The organism is Roseivivax isoporae LMG 25204 (assembly GCF_000521865.1).
Taxonomy (GTDB): domain Bacteria; phylum Pseudomonadota; class Alphaproteobacteria; order Rhodobacterales; family Rhodobacteraceae; genus Roseivivax; species Roseivivax isoporae.
Map to the genome: position 1 here is coordinate 22,318 of NZ_JAME01000025.1, position 15,668 is coordinate 37,985.

12 protein-coding genes are annotated in these 15,668 nt (G+C 72.3%); 3 read left to right on the top strand and 9 right to left on the bottom strand.

Annotated elements, in window-relative coordinates; translation table 11 throughout:
* Positions 1-2 precede the first annotated feature (2 nt).
* Together RISW2_RS15560 and RISW2_RS15565 are read left to right on the top strand one after the other, a co-directional pair.
* Complete coding sequence (locus RISW2_RS15560) at positions 3-1,655, top strand: ABC transporter ATP-binding protein (RefSeq protein WP_043772997.1); 1,653 nt, start codon at positions 3-5, stop codon at positions 1,653-1,655.
* A gap of 70 nt (positions 1,656-1,725) precedes the next feature.
* Positions 1,726-3,279: an ABC transporter substrate-binding protein gene (locus RISW2_RS15565; RefSeq protein ID WP_043772999.1), complete on the top strand. Its 1,554-nt coding sequence runs from the start codon at positions 1,726-1,728 to the stop codon at positions 3,277-3,279.
* 99 nt (positions 3,280-3,378) lie between these two features.
* Here RISW2_RS15565 and hslU read toward each other — a convergent pair whose 3' ends face one another.
* Together hslU and hslV are read right to left on the bottom strand one after the other, a co-directional pair.
* The gene (gene hslU, locus RISW2_RS15570) at positions 3,379-4,689 is read right to left on the bottom strand and encodes an ATP-dependent protease ATPase subunit HslU (RefSeq protein ID WP_043773001.1); all 1,311 of its coding nucleotides are present in this window, start codon (positions 4,687-4,689) and stop codon (positions 3,379-3,381) included.
* 82 nt (positions 4,690-4,771) lie between these two features.
* Positions 4,772-5,329 carry an ATP-dependent protease subunit HslV gene (hslV, locus tag RISW2_RS15575; protein WP_043773003.1) on the bottom strand — a complete coding sequence of 186 codons (558 nt, stop codon included), beginning with the start codon at positions 5,327-5,329 and terminating at the stop codon, positions 4,772-4,774.
* A gap of 94 nt (positions 5,330-5,423) precedes the next feature.
* Here hslV and RISW2_RS15580 point away from each other — a divergent pair, with 94 nt between their 5' ends.
* Positions 5,424-6,374: a phosphotransferase gene (locus tag RISW2_RS15580; RefSeq protein ID WP_051492081.1), complete on the top strand. Its 951-nt coding sequence runs from the start codon at positions 5,424-5,426 to the stop codon at positions 6,372-6,374.
* A 46-nt stretch (positions 6,375-6,420) separates the two neighbouring features.
* On the opposite strand, the gene RISW2_RS15585 is transcribed toward RISW2_RS15580, so the two are convergent.
* From RISW2_RS15585 to tsaE, 7 genes are all read right to left on the bottom strand, one after another.
* Positions 6,421-6,636 (bottom strand): hypothetical protein, encoded by a 216-nt coding sequence (locus tag RISW2_RS15585; protein ID WP_043773005.1) that lies wholly within the window; start codon positions 6,634-6,636, stop codon positions 6,421-6,423.
* A 159-nt stretch (positions 6,637-6,795) separates the two neighbouring features.
* A complete protein-coding gene (trxA, locus tag RISW2_RS15590; RefSeq protein ID WP_043773006.1) occupies positions 6,796-7,116 on the bottom strand; it encodes a thioredoxin in 321 nt (106 codons plus the stop codon).
* A 79-nt stretch (positions 7,117-7,195) separates the two neighbouring features.
* On the bottom strand, positions 7,196-10,561 hold the full coding sequence (gene addA / locus RISW2_RS15595) for a double-strand break repair helicase AddA (protein WP_043773008.1): 3,366 nt from the start codon (positions 10,559-10,561) through the stop codon (positions 7,196-7,198).
* Positions 10,558-13,524 (bottom strand): double-strand break repair protein AddB, encoded by a 2,967-nt coding sequence (gene addB, locus RISW2_RS15600; RefSeq protein ID WP_043773010.1) that lies wholly within the window; start codon positions 13,522-13,524, stop codon positions 10,558-10,560. The genes addA and addB overlap by 4 nt, the downstream gene beginning before the upstream one ends.
* Positions 13,524-14,201, bottom strand: a complete 678-nt coding sequence (locus RISW2_RS15605) for a nucleotidyltransferase family protein (protein WP_043773012.1) — start codon at positions 14,199-14,201, stop codon at positions 13,524-13,526. The genes addB and RISW2_RS15605 overlap by 1 nt, the downstream gene beginning before the upstream one ends.
* Positions 14,186-15,175 (bottom strand): aminoglycoside phosphotransferase family protein, encoded by a 990-nt coding sequence (locus RISW2_RS15610; RefSeq protein ID WP_043773018.1) that lies wholly within the window; start codon positions 15,173-15,175, stop codon positions 14,186-14,188. The genes RISW2_RS15605 and RISW2_RS15610 overlap by 16 nt, the downstream gene beginning before the upstream one ends.
* The gene (tsaE, locus tag RISW2_RS25395; protein ID WP_043773019.1) at positions 15,172-15,645 is read right to left on the bottom strand and encodes a tRNA (adenosine(37)-N6)-threonylcarbamoyltransferase complex ATPase subunit type 1 TsaE; all 474 of its coding nucleotides are present in this window, start codon (positions 15,643-15,645) and stop codon (positions 15,172-15,174) included. Before tsaE ends, RISW2_RS15610 begins: the two co-directional genes overlap by 4 nt.
* Positions 15,646-15,668: the final 23 nt, after the last annotated feature.

Sequence of the window (15,668 nt, forward strand, 5' to 3'; positions counted from 1 at the left end):
GCATGGCCGACCACCTCCTGAAGATCCGCGACCTGAGGCTCGAGGGCCGCGCGGACGAGACGTGGCATCCCATCGTCAACGGCATCGATCTGGACCTCGGGCGCGGCGAGGTTCTGGGCCTCATCGGCGAATCCGGCGCCGGCAAGTCGACGCTCGGCCTCGCTGCCATGGGGTTCACCCGCGATGGCGTGCGCATCTCGGGCGGCACGGTCGAGTTCGACGGCATCGACCTCGTGAACGCGCCGCTCGCGGAGAAACGGCGTCTCCTGGGCAAGCGCATCGCCTATGTCGCGCAATCGGCCGCCGCGAGCTTCAACCCTGCCCACCGCATCATCGACCAGCACACCGAAGCGCCCGTGCAGCACGGCCTCATGTCCGAACGCGAAAGCGAGGAGGACGCGATGCGGCTCTACGAGCGGCTGCGCCTGCCCAACCCAGACGAGATCGGCTTTCGCTACCCTCACCAGGTGTCGGGCGGGCAGCTGCAGCGGGCGATGACGGCGATGGCCATGTCCTGCCGGCCGGACCTCATCATCTTCGACGAGCCAACCACCGCGCTCGACGTCACGACGCAGATCGAGGTGCTGGCCGCGATCCGCGACATCGTCGACCAGTTCGGCACCGCGGCGATCTACATCACCCACGACCTCGCCGTGGTGGCGCAGATGGCCGACCGCATCAAGGTGCTGCTCCGGGGCGACGAGGTCGAGGAGGCGCCGACGCGCGAGATGCTCGAGTCCCCGCAGGAGGATTATACCCGCTCGCTCTGGGCGGTGCGCAGCTTCGAGCGGCCGGAAAAACCCGCGCCGGCGGCGGACGCGGTTCCGGTCATCTCGGTGCGGGGGATCGATGCGGCCTACGGCGACACGCGCGTCCTGCACGACGTGAGCTTCGACATCCACGAGGGGCGCACCGTGGCCGTGGTGGGCGAGAGCGGATCGGGCAAGTCGACCACCGCGCGCTGCATCACGGGGCTCCTGCCGCCGGTGAAGGGCACGATCCGGCTCGAGGGCGAGGACCTGCCGCCGGATTACCGGCGCCGCAGCAAGGACCAGCTGCGGCAGGTGCAGATGATCTACCAGATGGCCGACACCGCGCTCAATCCGCGCAAGACGGTGGGCGAGATCCTCGGCCGGCCGATCGAGTTCTACATGGGGCTGCGCGGACGCGAGCGGCGCCGACGGGTCGAACAGCTTCTCGACGAGATCGAGCTGCCGGCATCGCAGTTCATCGACCGACTGCCCTCCGAACTGTCCGGCGGGCAGAAGCAGCGCGTGGGCATCGCGCGGGCGCTCGCCGCGGAACCGCGGTTCATCATCTGCGACGAGGTGACCTCGGCGCTCGATCAACTTGTCGCGGAAGGCATCCTCAAGCTGTTGGCACGCCTTCAGGATGAGCGCAAACTGTCATACATGTTCATTACACACGATCTGGCGACGGTCCGCGCCATCGCGGACGAGGTCGTGGTGATGAAGGACGGGGAAGTGGTGGAACAGGGCGACAAGCGGCAGATGTTCACGCCGCCGCACCACCCCTACACCGACCTCCTGCTCAGCTCGGTGCCCGAGATGGATCCCGACTGGCTGACCACCCTCCTCGAGGAGCGGGGCCGCGAGAACCTCGGCGACGCCGCGATCGACCGGATGAACGGATGAAGGCCCGGCCAACGGGCCGCACGAAGGCGGGACCCCCGTCCCGCGAAGGACCGACAAGGGAGACTTGGACATGACACGCATTTCCAGACGCGGGCTTCTGCGCAGCGGTGCCGCGGCAGGCGTGCTGGCGGCCTCGGGCCTGCCGATCCGCGCGCAGGAGGCCCGCCGCGGCGGCCGGCTGGTGGTGGGCCTTTCCGGCGCCAACACCTCGGACAGCTGGGACGGACGCACCCATTCGGACGTCTTCATGGTCTCCGCGGGACAGGGCGGGGTGTTCGACAGCCTGACCGAGGTGGCCGCCGACGGCAGCCTCGTGGGCGAGCTCGCCACAGACTGGGAGGCCTCGGCCGATGCCAAGGTCTGGACCTTCAACCTGCGGCAGGGCGTGAGCTTCCACAACGGCAAGCCGTTCGGCGCCGACGACGTGATCGAGTCGCTGCAGCTGCACGTGGCCGAGGGCGCGAAATCCGGCGCGGCGCCGCTCGTGTCGCCCATTACCGAGATGAAGAAGCTCTCGGAACACCAGGTGCAGTTCACGCTTGCCGAGGGCAATGCGGACTTCCCCTACCTGATGTCCGACTACCACCTGCTGATCTACCCCGCCGGCCAGATCGAAGAGGCGATCGCGCAGGGCATCGGCACCGGGCTCTACCGCGTGCAGAGCTTCGATCCCGGCGTGCGCTTCGTCGGCACCCGCGTCGACAGCCACTACAAGGACGGCCAGGCGGGCTGGTTCGACGAGATCGAGTACATCGCGATCAACGACAACACCGCCCGGATGAACGCGCTCCTGACCGGGCAGGTGGATGCGATCAATCGCATCGACTTCAAGACCGAGCAGCTGCTGCGTGCGAACCCCGCGGTGCGCATCCAGGAGGTGACGGGCAACCAGCACTACACCTTCCCGATGCTGACCAACTCCGCGCCCTTCGACGACCCGAATGTCCGGCGGGCGCTGAAGCACGGCATCAACCGGCAGGAGATGCTGGACAAGATCCTCTTCGGCCACGGCTCGGTCGCCGCGGACAGCCCGATCGGCCCCGCGAACCAGTACATGGCCGACCTCGAGCCGATCCCCTACGACCCCGAAAAGGCGCGCTACTACCTCAAGCAGGCCGGGCTCGACTCGATCGACGTGAACCTCTCGGCCTCCTCGGCCGCCTTCGAAGGCGCGGTCGATGCCGCGCAGCTCTACCAGGCCTCGGCGGCGTCGGGCGGCATCAACATCAACGTCGTGCAGGAGCCCGCGGACGGCTACTGGTCGAACGTCTGGATCAAGAAGCCGTGGTGCGCCAGCTACTGGTCGGGCCGCGCCACCGAGGACTGGATGTTTTCGAACGCCTACGAGGAAGGCGTGCCCTGGAACGACAGCCAGTGGGATGCCGAGGACAACGCGCGTTTCCAACAGCTGCTGATCGAGGCCCGCGCGACGCTCGATTCCGGGCTGCGCCGCGAGATGTACGGCGAGATGCAGCAGATCCTGCGCGATGAGGGTGGCGTGATCATCCCGATGTTCGCGAACTGGGTGCAGGCCGTGTCGAACAAGATCGCGACGCCCGACACCATCGGCAATCTCTGGCAGATGGACAATTCGCGCCTCGCCGAACGGTGGTGGATGGCCTGACGGGCCATCCCGCCGTCCGTCCCGAACGACGACGCCCCGCGGCCGGACCGGCGCGGGGCGTCTTTCGTTCGGGTCCGTGGCCGCGGCCGCAGCCGCGGCTCAGAGCACGTAGCGCGACAGGTCGCTCGACCGGCTGAGATCGCCCAGATGCGTCTCCACGAAGTCCGCGTCGACCGTGATGGTCTGCCCCGCGCGGTCCGGCGCCTCGAAGGACAGCTCCTCGAAGACCCGTTCCATGACGGTATAGAGCCGCCGCGCCCCGATGTTCTCGACCGAGCCGTTGACCTCGGCGGCGATGCGGGCGAGCGCCGCGATCCCGTCGGCCGTGAAGTCGACGGCGACCTCCTCGGTCTTCATGAGGGCCGTGTACTGCCGTGTCAGCGCGTTGTCGGTCTCGGTCAGGATGCGGACGAAATCCTCCTCGGTCAGCGCGCGCAGGTTCACCCGGATCGGCAGCCGGCCCTGCAGTTCGGGCAGCAGGTCCGAGGGCTTGGCGATGTGGAAGGCGCCCGATGCAATGAAGAGGATGTGGTCGGTCTTGACCGGTCCATGCTTGGTCGACACCGTCGTGCCCTCGATCAGCGGCAGCAGGTCGCGCTGCACGCCCTCGCGGGACACGTCGCCGCCGCGCGCGTCGGTGCGCGCGCAGACCTTGTCGATCTCGTCGATGAAGACGATGCCGTTCTCCTGCACCGCTTCGAGCGCGGCGTGCTTGACCGTCTCGTCGTCGAGCAGCTTGTCCGCTTCCTCCTGGATCAGGACCTCGTAGCTTTCGGCGACGCTGAGCCGCTTGCGCGTGGTGCGCCCGCCGAAGGCCTTTCCGAAGAGGTCGCCGATGTTCATCATGCCCATGCCGCCCTGCCCCGGCTGACCCGGGATCTCCATCGTCGGGAAGGGGCTCGAGGTGTCGGCGACGTCGAGTTCGATCATCGTGTCGTCGAGTTCGCCGGACTTGAGCTTCTTGCGGAACATCTCGCGCGTCGAGTCGCGCGCGCCGTCGCCGGCGATGGCCGCGATCACGCGATCCTCCGCGGCCTTGTGGGCAGCGCCCTTGACGTTCTCGCGCATCTGCTCGCGCGTCATCGCCATGGCCGCGTCCATCAGGTCGCGCACGATCTGCTCCACGTCGCGGCCGACATAGCCCACCTCGGTGAACTTGGTCGCCTCGACCTTGACGAAGGGCGCGCGCGCGAGCTTGGCCAGCCGGCGCGAGATCTCGGTCTTGCCGACGCCGGTGGGGCCGATCATCAGGATGTTCTTCGGATAGACCTCCTCGCGGATGTCGTCGGGCAGCTGGCGGCGCCGCCAGCGGTTCCGGAGCGCCACCGCGACGGCGCGCTTGGCATCCTGCTGCCCGATGATGAAGCGGTCGAGTTCCGAGACGATCTCGCGCGGGGTGAGGTCGGTCATGGCGTGTCCTTCTCGTGTGTGGTCGGCGGGGCCGCGTCCTCGCGCGGACCCCGAGAGAGGCAGGGCATGCGGCGCGGGGCCGTCAGCCGCCGATCTCCTCGACCGTGAGATTGCCGTTGGTGTAGACGCAGATGCCGGCGGCGATTTCCATCGCGCGGCGGGCGATGGTGCCCGCGTCCATGTCGGTGTCGATCATCGCGCGTGCCGCGGCGAGCGCGAAATTGCCGCCCGAGCCGATCGCGGCGATCCCGTCCTCGGGTTCGAGCACGTCGCCCGCGCCGGTGACCACGTAGAGCTCGGCGCCGTCGGTGACGATCAGCATCGCCTCGAGCTTCTGCAGATACTTGTCGGTGCGCCAGTCCTTGGCGAGCTCGACGCAGGCGCGCTGCAGCTGGCCCGGGGTCGCCTCGAGCTTGGTCTCGAGCCGCTCGAGCAGCGCGAAGGCGTCGGCGGTCGAGCCCGCGAAGCCCGCGACCACGTCCGAGCCTCCCGGGGACAGCCGGCGCACCTTGCGCGCGGATCCCTTGATGACGGTCTGTCCGAGGCTCACCTGCCCGTCACCCGCGACCACCACCCGGCCGCCCTTGCGGACACCGACGATCGTGGTGCCGTGCCAGCCGGGGAATGCGTCTTCGGCCATGAGGCCCTCCTGTCTTCGGTCTGCCGCCATATGGGGGCTGGACAGGAGCGGCGCAACCGGATCGCATGGCGCCGCCATCCCGGCCGGAGCCGCCATGACCGACACCCCGATCCCCGCAGACCTTGCCGGATGCTGGCCGAAGCTCGCGCGCGAGGCGGGGCTGCCGGCCGCCGGCTGGCGGTTCGAGCTGGTCTCGCGGCGCGACGACCGCGCCCGCGCGCGCAACGTCTGGCGGGTGCGGGACGGCGCGCGGTCGGTCGCGCTGAAACACGTGTCACGCCCTGTCGACCCGGCGGCGTTCCTGGCCGAGATCGAGGCGCTGATGCAGGCCGGCGCGCGGTTCCCGGACGGGTTCCCGCGGATCCTCGCCGTCGATGCGGCCGCGCAGGCAGTCGTGATCGAATGGGTCGAGGGGGTGACGCTGCACGAGGCGCTGGGACGGCGCGCGGCGGATCATGCGGCGCTGCTCGCGGTGGCGGGCGCCTGGGTCGCGAGGCTGCACCGGGCCGGGTTCGACGAGCGGCGGATGTTCCGGCCCCACCACTCGGTGGCGCACCTGACGCGGCTCGCGGACGAGGCCGCGACGGGCAGGCGCACGGTGCCGCGCCTCGAGGCATGGCTCCGCGCCACGCGGGCGCTCGCTGCCATGTCGAGGGATTACGAGGGGCGGGAGACCGTGTCCTCCGAGGGTCACGGCGACCTGAACCTGCGCAACCTGATGGTCGACGGGACGGCGGCGTCGGGTCTTGATCCGCGCCCCGTCAAGGCCGTTCCCGTCGGCCACGACATCGCGCGGCTCGCGGTCCACTACGGCGCGCTGCGCGCGCCCGACGCGGCGTGTGAGGGCCCCCTGCCGGGGGTCGACCTGACGGGGTTCTTCGCGGGCTACGACCTGGTCGGACCGGACGATCCGTCGATCGGGTTCCTGTGCCGGATGCGGATCCTGGTCGACTGGCAGACGCTGCCGGAAGAGCGGCGCATGACGCTTGCCGAGCATCGCCGCCTGGCCGGGCTCATGCGGCTTGCAGCCCGCGCCTTCGGCTGACGGGACCGGCGCCGCGCCCAGGTCCGGGCGCGACGCCGCAGCGCTCTCAGTCGCGGCGCGGCTCGTCGGCTGGCGCGACGCTGTGCGTGGCCACGGGCCCCTTGCCCTGCGGGTAGGTGGGGCCGTCCGCCGCCAGCCCGCTGTGCGGGTGGTTCGGATCGCGGCGGGCCTTCTCGGTGCTTTCCTTCGTCCAGATGGCGAAGGCGATGCCGGCGAAGAGGGTGATGAGTGCCAGGACAGGCACGATGAAGCCTGCGTCCATGAGACCGTTCCTTTCGGTTGAGTATCGCGGACAAACACCCGCCTTGCGGCAGTGTTCCCGGTGGCGGCCGGACGCGCGCGCATCCGGCGGAAAGCCGCCCCGGAACGCAAAGGGCCCCGCGGCGTGCCGCGGGGCCCCTGTCACGCATGGAGCGCGGGATCAGATCGAGTCGTCGATCCAGCCCTTGAGCGCCGCCTTCGGCGCGGCGCCGGCCCGGTTCGAGACGACCTGGCCGTCCTTGAAGATGAAGAGCGCCGGAATGCCACGCACGCCCATGGCGGCCGCGGTGTTCGGGTTCTGGTCGACATCCACCTTGGCGACCTTGATCTTGCCGTCGTACTCGGCGGCGAGCTCCTCGAGCGCGGGGCCGATCTGCTTGCACGGGCCGCACCATTCGGCCCAGAAATCCACCACGACGGGGATATCTGCGTTCTTCACTTCGTCGTCGAAGGTTGCGTCGGTCACTGCGACGGTCGGCATGGGCATGCTCCTGTCCATCGGGTTTCGGGAAGGGCGGTTCCGTCTTGGGCGCCGAACCTATGGACGCGCCGGCGTGGCGTCAAGATGGGGTGGCGCGGGCCAGTGCATCCCTCACGATGCTGTGCGGCAATGACATGAGCCGTGCCTCGGCGGTCCAGAGGAGCGCGGTCTCGACCTCGCGGTCGGGATAGAGGGCGCCGAGCATCGCGGCATAGGCGCCCATCTGGCGCAGAAGTCCCTCGGGCACCGCCTCGGGCGATCCGGGAACGGTCCGGTTCGACTTGAAATCCACGGCCAGGACCCGGCCCGGGGACAGCACCAGCCGGTCGACCACCCCGGCGAGGCGGCCGAGCCCCGGAACATCGGCGGACAGCGCGACCTCGGCCAGCGTGCCGGGCTGGAAGAGGTGCGCAAGCTGCGGCGCATCGATCACGGCGCGGGCCTCTGCCATGAGCGCCGGAAGGTCGGCGGGATCGGCCCCCGCAGCGCGGGCGATACGGGCACCGCCTTCGGCGCGCAGCCCCGGTGCAAGCTCCGGCAGCGTCTCGACGAGAAGATGCAGGAGGGTGCCGCGCCGCTTGGCAAGCTCGGTCTCCTCGCCCGCGTCGCCCGGCAGCGCCTTCGCGCCGCCCAGGTCCGAGGGGCTGCGCACGGGATCGGGCGCGACGGGCGCGGGCGGCGGATGGCGCAGCGCCTCGGGCAGCGCGACGGGTTCCGGCGGCGGGGGCGCCGCGGCCGGCGCGGCGACCCGGTCGGGCCAGCCCACGGAGAGGCGCAGGCCCTCGCCAGCGCCCAGCGCACCGAAATCGAAGGCCTGCGGCACGGCGCCCGCCCGGGCGAGCCCCGCGGCCACCTGCGCGTGCCACGACGCCCCGTCCTTGCCGAGTTCGCCCGCGGCGGCGACGATCAGCCAGCGCTCGGCGCGGGTCATGCCCACGTAGAGCAGCCGGTCGCGTTCCTCGGCGGCGCGGGCCTTGGCGGCGTCCTCGGCCGCCTGCTGCGGCGGGGGTTTCGCGCCCGACATCTTCCAGAACGCGGTCTCGCCCGCCCCGAGCAGCGCGCCGCGCAGGGTGGTACTGGGCTGCGCGCAATCGGGCAGGATGACGACGGGCGCCTCGAGCCCCTTGGCGCCGTGCACGGTCATGACGCGGATGCGCGCGCCCGCGGCCTCGGGGCTCCGCTTGATCTCGAGGTCGTCGGTCTGCATCCACTGCAGGAAGCCCGTGAGCGACGGCACCGCGGTGTCCTCGTAGGCGAGCGCCTGCGCGAGCAGGGCGTCGATGCCATCCTCGGCCTCGGTCCCGAGGCGCCCGGTCAGGCGGCGGCGGCCGTCATGGGCGGTCAGGATGTGTTCGATCAGGTCGTAGGGGCGCAGGAAGTCCGCGCGGTCGCGCAGGTCGTCGAGCATGGCGAGCGACCGGGGGAAATCGGCGCGGCGGCGGCGCAGTTCCTCCCAGAGGCCGCTGCCCTGCGGCCGGCGGTGGGCAAGGTCGTGCAGGTCCTGCTCGGACAGGCCGAAGAGCGGCGAACGCAGCACGGCGGCGAGCGACAGGTCGTCCTCCTGCGTGGCGAGGAAGGACAGGAGCGCGGCGATGTCGCGCACGGCAAGCTCTGCCATGACCCGAAGTCGGTCGGGACCGGCGATGGGCAGGCCTGCCTCCTTGCAGGCGCGGATGATCTCGTGGAAGGGCCCGGCGCGCCGCCGCACGAGGATCAGGAAATCGCCCGCGTGCACCGGCCGCGCGGTCCATGTGCCGTCGGACCCCTCGACCGGCAGGGGCGTGCCCGAGGCGATGGCGTCCGCGATGAAGCCCGCGATCCGGCGGGCGAGGATCACGTCGTGATGCGTCTCGCCCACGCGGTCGACGGGATCGAACCACGCGTCGGGATCGGGCTTCGGCGCCTTCTCGACCACGGGCCAGAGATCGACGCGGCCGGGCATTGCGGCCTTGAAGGCGATGTGCCGCTCGGCGGGCGAAAAGCCCGAGGGCTCGCGCCCCTCGAAGGTCGCGTCGACCGCCGCGAGGATCGGTGCGGCGGAGCGGAACGAATGGGAAAGTGCTCGCGTCTGCAAGGGATTGCCGGTTTCGGCGAGACGCGTGGCGAAGTCGTCGCGCATGCGGTCGAACTCGCGCGGGTCGGCGCCCTGGAACGAGTAGATCGACTGCTTCTTGTCGCCCACGACGAAGATCGTGCGCGCCACGTCCGACCGCGCGCCGGCGCCGGCGGTGAACTCGCGCGCCAGCCGTTCGATCACCTGCCACTGGATCGGCGAGGTGTCCTGCGCCTCGTCCACGAGGATGTGGTCGATGCCGCCGTCGAGCCGGTAGAGCACCCATTCGGCGACGGCCGGATCGGAGAGGAGCGCGTGCGCCTTCTCGATCAGGTCGTCGAAGTCGAGCCAGCCGCGCAGCAGCTTTTCCCGTTCGTATTCAGGCAGAAAGACCTGCGCGAAGGCGTGCAGCGCCTCGTCGCGGCGGGCGGCCTCGAGCGCGGTGCGGCGACCGCAGGCGCCCTCGAGCCGGGCGCAGAGGGCGTCGAGCCGGTGCATCGCGTCGGCGAACGCGGCCTTCACGTCCTTGCCCGGCACGCGGGAGGACACGGTGCCCTTCGCGGTGAGGAACGCGGCCTCGAGCGCGGCGAGGCCCGCGGCGTCGGGACCGGCGAAGGCGGCAAGCGCGTCGGCCGCCTTGCGGTCGTAGCTGTTACCGCCTCGCAGGAGCGGCAGGAGCGCGGCGACGAGGTCCGTCTCGTCCCCGAGGAAGACCTCGGCGAGCAGCGCGGCCTCGTCGTAATTGGTCGGGATTCCGTATGGCTCGCGTATGGCTTCGGCGTGGCGCGGCGGCCAGAAGGCATGACGGCGTCCGAGCAGGTCGCGCAGCAGCGCGTCGAGCCCGTCGTCGCCGCCCGTGAGGTGCCGCGCGACACCGGCCACGAGGTCCGGCCGCTCGGCCGACAGCCGGTCGAGCAGCGTCGCGCGCAGGAGCTCCGCGGCGCGGTCCTCGATCTCGCGGAAACCGGGGCTGACGCCCGCCTCGAGCGGGAAGCGGCGCAGCAGCGCCGCGCAGAACGAATGGATCGTCTGGATGCGCAGGCCGCCCGGCGTCTCGATCGCGCGGGCGAAGAGCGTGCGGGCGCGCTGCAGGAACACCCGGTCGAGGTCGCGCTCGACCCCGAGCTGCCGCAGCTCGGCGCGCAGGTCGTCGTCGGCCAGCATCGCCCAGGCGCCGAGGCGGCGGAAGAGGCGGTTCTGCATCTCGCTGGCCGCGGCCTTGGTGTAGGTCAGGCAGAGGATGTTCTCGGGCGAGACGTCCTGCAGCAGGAGCCGCGCCACCCGGTCGGTCAGCACGCGGGTCTTGCCCGACCCGGCATTGGCGGCGAGCCAGGTCGAGAGGCCCGGGGCGGCGGCGTCCACCTGCGCCTGCGTGGCGTCGTCGCGTGTCATCTGAGCCGTTCCTTCACCGGGCGGTCGGTGACCTCCCATTCGCCGAGACGGGAAAGGTGGTCGTAATCGGTGCGCGCGGCATCGCTCTGCAGCGCGCGGCGCGCGGTGTAGCCCTGCTCCGCGTCGGCATAGCGGGCCATGAGGCGGCCGAACTCCTCCCACACCTGCGCGGGCGGCACCTCGTCGAGGGGAGCGGCGAGCTCGCCCGGTTTCGGGCCGACACCGATATAGGCGGCATGCGCGACCTTCAGCGCCGCGAGGCCGGCGAAGCCGCCGCGCTCGGCCATGGCGGCCTCGAGCAGGAGCTGCTTGTCGAAATGGGCCTGCTCGTCCTTCGACGGCGGCGTACCGGTCTTGTAGTCGTAGATCCACGCGACCCCGCGCGCGTCGAGGTCGATGCGGTCGGCCTTGGCGGTGAGCGTGAAGGGCGGCACAGCCAGGTCGGCGCGCCCCTCGATCTCGAGCCGGTCGCGATGCGGGCTGGCCACGGCGCGACGGCGGATCTCGTCCGCGACGAAGCCTTCGGCGATGCGCGCCATGCGCGCGCGCCAGAGGTGGCGGATGGTGGGAAAGGGGATGGCGGCGAGCGCCGCGTCCACATGCGCCATGAACTGCGGCACCGAGAGCGCGGCGGGATCGTCGAGCGTCGCCGTCACGTAGGCCTCGAGCGCGTCGTGCATGGCATTGCCGCGCATGAGCGCGTCGGGCGCGGCCTGCAGCGGGTCGAGCGGGCGGAGCCGCAGCACCTCGCGGGCATAGATGGCGTAGGGGTCGCGGATCAGCGTCTTGATCCGGGTGACGCTGAGCCGGGTCGGCCGCGCCTCGGCCGGCGGGGCGGGCGAGGGACGCGGCGCGCGCGGGCTCTCGATCGGGGTCTCGAGCGCGGCCGCCATCTGCCGCCAGCGCGTGCCGCGGGCGCGCATCGCCGCGAGCGCCTCGGGCCCCTGCCGCGCCGGCAGGCCCGAGAGCAGGTTCACGATGCGGTTCAGCCAGCGCGAGGGCACGGTCTCGGCGTCGTCCGAGCGTTCGGCGCGGGTCAGCCAGACCTCGCGCGCGGCGATGGCCTGCTGGAAGTCGTGGGCCGAGAGCCCGATGCGCCGCTCGGGCAGCGTCAGCCCCGCCTCGGCGCGCATGCGGCGGTTCAGCCAGGGGTCGGCCGCGGGCATCTCGGGCCAGGTGCCGTCGTTGAGCCCGCCGAGGATCAGGAGGTCCGCGCCCATCACCCGCGCCTCGATGGTGCCCCAGATGCGGACGAGAGGGTGCGGCGCGTCGCGGTCGCGCACCGCCTCGGCCCGCGACAGGAGCGCAGCGAAGAGATCGGCATAGTCGCGCGCCGAGAGGTCCGTGCCGTGCCCGGCCTCGGCCGTCAGCTCGGAGATCACGCCGCGCAGGGTGCGCCCGGCGGATTCGTCCCAGAGCGGGGTCGCATCGCCCCCGGCGCTGCCCGCGACCGCGGCTTCGCCCAGTGCCACGTGGTCGGCGACCCAGTCGGCGAGCGGCCGCCGGCCGGACGTGGCGCGCGCGGTGAAGGTGGCGCGGAGCCAGTCGGACCAGATGGCGGGGTCACGGCCGCGCCTGCCCTCTTCCGCCCGCCACGCGGCGAGCCCCGGTTCGTCCGGGTAGGGCATGCCGCGGCGGCGGATGAAGAGTTCGAGCCGCTGGGTGTCGAGCTGGTGCGGGCCACGACCCGCGCCCGCATGCGTCAGCGGGTGCTTGAGGATGGCAAGCAGGGCCTCGGCCGTCAGCGGTTCGGCGAAGAGCGCGGCGAGCTGACGCATGAGCCGCCCTGGCGGGGTCAGCTGGAGCGGCGTGCCGGCGCTGTCGTCGGGCACGATGCCCCAGCGGCCGAGCGCGGCGGCGACCTGCCGGGTGAGCATCCGGTCGGGGGTCACGAGCGCCGCGGGGGTGCCGTCCTCGGCCGCCTGCCGCAACCGCAGCGCGATGGTGCGGGCCTCGTCGCGCCGGGTCGGCGCCTCGAGCAGGGTGACCTCCGCCATCGCCGCCTCGAGCGGCGGCAGCGCGGGGCCGTCGCGGAGCCACTGGTCGGTCACCGGCGCGGGCCGGAGCGCGAGGGACACGAGGCGGTTGCGGGCAGGCGCGGGCGCCGCGTCCTCCGTCCACGGGAGGACGTCGCGCGGGCTCGAGCCGAGCACCGACAGGAGCCGGGCGAAGCGGAACTGCGGATGGTCCTCGCCGGGCTGCGCGCGGTTCTCCTGCGGCAGGGTGTCGGTCAGCTGGTCCCAGACGTGGCGCGGCAGGTCGGTGTCGAAGCCCGGCAGCACCAGAGCGCCCTGCGGCAGGTGCGCGACCGCCTGCATCAGGCGCAGCGTCGTGCCGCGCGAGCCGGTCGAGCCCGCGACGATCACCGGGTGATCGGGTGGCGCGGCCTGCCAGTCGGCGAGCCGCAGTTCCAGCATCCGGCGCTGCAGCGCGGCGGCATCGGGGGCGGCATCGGCGTCGAAATAGCGCTGAACGATGGTGAGAAAGCGCAGGGCGCGCGCCCAGTGGCCCGAGAGGTCGGTGACGTCGAGGCCCGCGATGCGGTCGGGCGGCACGTCCTCGACCTGCATCTCGTCCATGAGCTGGGCGAGGCTGTCGGCGAGGTCGAAGAGCGCGGCACGCGGCGCGATGGCGGGGTCGGCGTCGATCAGCCGCGAGACGAGCGCGGTCAGTTCGAGCCTGCGGCGCAGGCCCGGCGCGGGGTCGGGCAGCGTCGCCGCCAGCGCCGGCGGCCCGATCTGCGTCACGAGCCGGATGCGCGGCAGGAAGCCCGGCGGCCCCTCGGCAAAGAGCGTCTCGACCCGGCGGCGCATGCGGTCCGAGCTCACGAAGAGTTCGACCCGCGCCATGGCCTCGGGCGGATGGCCGGCGAGACGGGCGCGCAGGCCCGCGACGAGGGCGCGGGGAAAGTCGATGCCGGGGGCGAGGCCGAAGAGCCGCGGGCCCGGGGCGGGGTCGAACATCAGGCCTCCTTCAGCATCGTCTCGGCGCGCGCGATGCCGTCCGGGTGGCCCACATCCGCCCAGCGCCCGGGATGCTCGGTGCCGTAGAGGCGCCCGTCGCGGGCGATCGCGTCCCAGACGCGGTTGAGCGAAAAGGCGCGGTCGGGGATCGCGGCGAGCCGGTCGGTCGCGAGGATCTGCACCCCGGTATAGACCTGCGGGCCGCCGCGGGTGAGGCGGCCGTCGGGTCCGAGGGTGAAGTCGCCCGGGCCCTGGCGCCCCGTGGCGCGGTGCTCGGGCACGGTCAGGAGCAGCGCCTCCATCCGCGCGGGGTCCCAGGCGGCGGCGAGGGTCTCGAACGGGTTCGGTCCGGTCCAGACCGCGTCGGTGTTCGAGGTGAAGACGGGCGCGGGGCCGAGATGCGGCAGCGCGTGCCGCAGGCCCCCGCCGGTGTCGAGGATCTCGGGCGTCTCGACCGACACGGTCACGTCGCGGCCGGCGAGGTGCGCGACGATCTGCGGGGCGCGGTAATGCGCGTTCACCACCACGCGCGCGGGCGCCACGGCGCGCACGAGGTCGAGCGTGCGGTCGAGCAGCGTGCGGCCGGCGACCTCGATCAGCGGCTTCGGGCGGTCGGCGGTCAGCGCGCCCATACGCGTGCCGAACCCGGCGGCAAAGAGCATCACGGCGTCGGGCATGGCGTCCTCATGGCGGCCAGCATCGCGGGTGTCGGGCGGGGCAGGACGGGACGCAGCCGGCGCGCCACCGCGGCCAGCGCCGGATGGTCGAGCGCGCGGTCGAGATGCGCCCAGACCCGCGGCACGAGGTCGATGTAATGCGGCTTGCCCGCCTGCGCGGCGAGACGGGCGAAAACGCCGAGGATGCGCAGGTTCCGCTGCGCCCCGAGCACGGCGAGCCGCGGACGGAGTTCGGCGGCGCTGCGCCCGGAACGTTCGAGATAGCGGGTGCGGGCGATCTCGGCGGCGGCTGGAGACACGTCGCGGCGGGCATCCTCGACGAGCGAGACGAGGTCGTAGCCCGGGGGGCCGCGCATGGCGTCCTGGAAATCGAGCAGGCCAGCGCGCGCGACGCCCGTGCGGTCGGGCAGCCAGAGAAGGTTCTCGGCGTGGTAGTCGCGCAGGATCATCACCGACATCTCTGGGGCGTGGGTGGCGAGCGCATCCTCGAACGCCGTCCGGACATCCGCGGCAAGGCCCGCGTCACGGGGGCCGCCGGCGCGCGGCAGGTACCAGTCGAAGGCCATGCCGGTGAGCGCGGCAAGCTCGGCCGGGCCGGCGGGCGGCAGGTCGGCGGGAGGCGCGTGGCGCTCGACGACGCCCAGCACGTCGACGGCGACGGCGTAGAGCGCGGGTTCGCGCGCGGGCTCGGACGCGGCGAGGCGGGCGAAGAGCGCGTCGCCCAGGTCCTCGGCCAGGAGCAGGCCGGCCGCGGCGTCGCAGGCGAGGATCGCGGGCGCGCTCAACCCCCAGCCCGACAGGAGCCGCGCGAGACGGGCGAAGCGGTCGACGTCGCCGCCCGGGTCCTGCATCAGGATCGCTGTGTCGCCTCCGCGCTCGAGGCGCGTGTAGCGACGGGAGGAGGCGTCGCCCGCCAGCGGCGCCGGGACCGCCCCGCCCCATCCGGCGCGGTCGAGAAAGTCCGCGACGCTCATGCCCCGAGGTCCTCGAGCCGGTCGGTCCAGCGGGGCGCGGTCCAGGTCAGGTCGGCGGTGCGGGCATCGGGGGTCGGTCCGGGGCCGAGCGCGAGCGTCAGCGCGTCGGCCGGGGCGTCCGCTCCCAGCCGGTCGGGCCATTCGACGAGGCAGATCGCGGTCTCGAACGCCTCGTCGAGGCCGAGTTCGGCCACTTCGGACGCATCGCCCAGCCGGTAGAGGTCGGCATGCCAGATCTCGGCCCCGTCCGTGTCGTAGACCTGCACCAGCGTGAAGGTCGGGGACGGCACGTCCTCGGCCCGGCCGAGGCGGGCGCGGATCAGGGCGCGGGCGAAATGCGTCTTGCCGGCGCCAAGCCCGCCCTCGAGCAGCACGGTGTCGCCGGGGCCGAGGCGCGGCGCGAGCCGGGCGGCGAGCGCGTCCGTCGCGGCGGCGTCGGACAGGGACAGGCGGAGGGTACGGGCGGTCATCGCCCGCGACCTTACAAGCGCGG

Bases quoted from the DNA above. Each gene is read 5' to 3' on its own strand.
- RISW2_RS15560 (WP_043772997.1), top strand. From the start codon at position 3: ATGGCCGACCACCTCCTGAAGATCCGCGACCTGAGGCTCGAGGGCCGC.
- RISW2_RS15565 (WP_043772999.1), top strand. From the start codon at position 1,726: ATGACACGCATTTCCAGACGCGGGCTTCTGCGCAGCGGTGCCGCGGCA.
- hslU (WP_043773001.1), bottom strand. From the start codon at position 4,689: ATGACCGACCTCACCCCGCGCGAGATCGTCTCGGAACTCGACCGCTTC.
- hslV (WP_043773003.1), bottom strand. From the start codon at position 5,329: ATGGCCGAAGACGCATTCCCCGGCTGGCACGGCACCACGATCGTCGGT.
- RISW2_RS15580 (WP_051492081.1), top strand. From the start codon at position 5,424: ATGACCGACACCCCGATCCCCGCAGACCTTGCCGGATGCTGGCCGAAG.
- RISW2_RS15585 (WP_043773005.1), bottom strand. From the start codon at position 6,636: ATGGACGCAGGCTTCATCGTGCCTGTCCTGGCACTCATCACCCTCTTC.
- trxA (WP_043773006.1), bottom strand. From the start codon at position 7,116: ATGCCGACCGTCGCAGTGACCGACGCAACCTTCGACGACGAAGTGAAG.
- addA (WP_043773008.1), bottom strand. From the start codon at position 10,561: ATGACACGCGACGACGCCACGCAGGCGCAGGTGGACGCCGCCGCCCCG.
- addB (WP_043773010.1), bottom strand. From the start codon at position 13,524: ATGTTCGACCCCGCCCCGGGCCCGCGGCTCTTCGGCCTCGCCCCCGGC.
- RISW2_RS15605 (WP_043773012.1), bottom strand. From the start codon at position 14,201: ATGCCCGACGCCGTGATGCTCTTTGCCGCCGGGTTCGGCACGCGTATG.
- RISW2_RS15610 (WP_043773018.1), bottom strand. From the start codon at position 15,175: ATGAGCGTCGCGGACTTTCTCGACCGCGCCGGATGGGGCGGGGCGGTC.
- tsaE (WP_043773019.1), bottom strand. From the start codon at position 15,645: ATGACCGCCCGTACCCTCCGCCTGTCCCTGTCCGACGCCGCCGCGACG.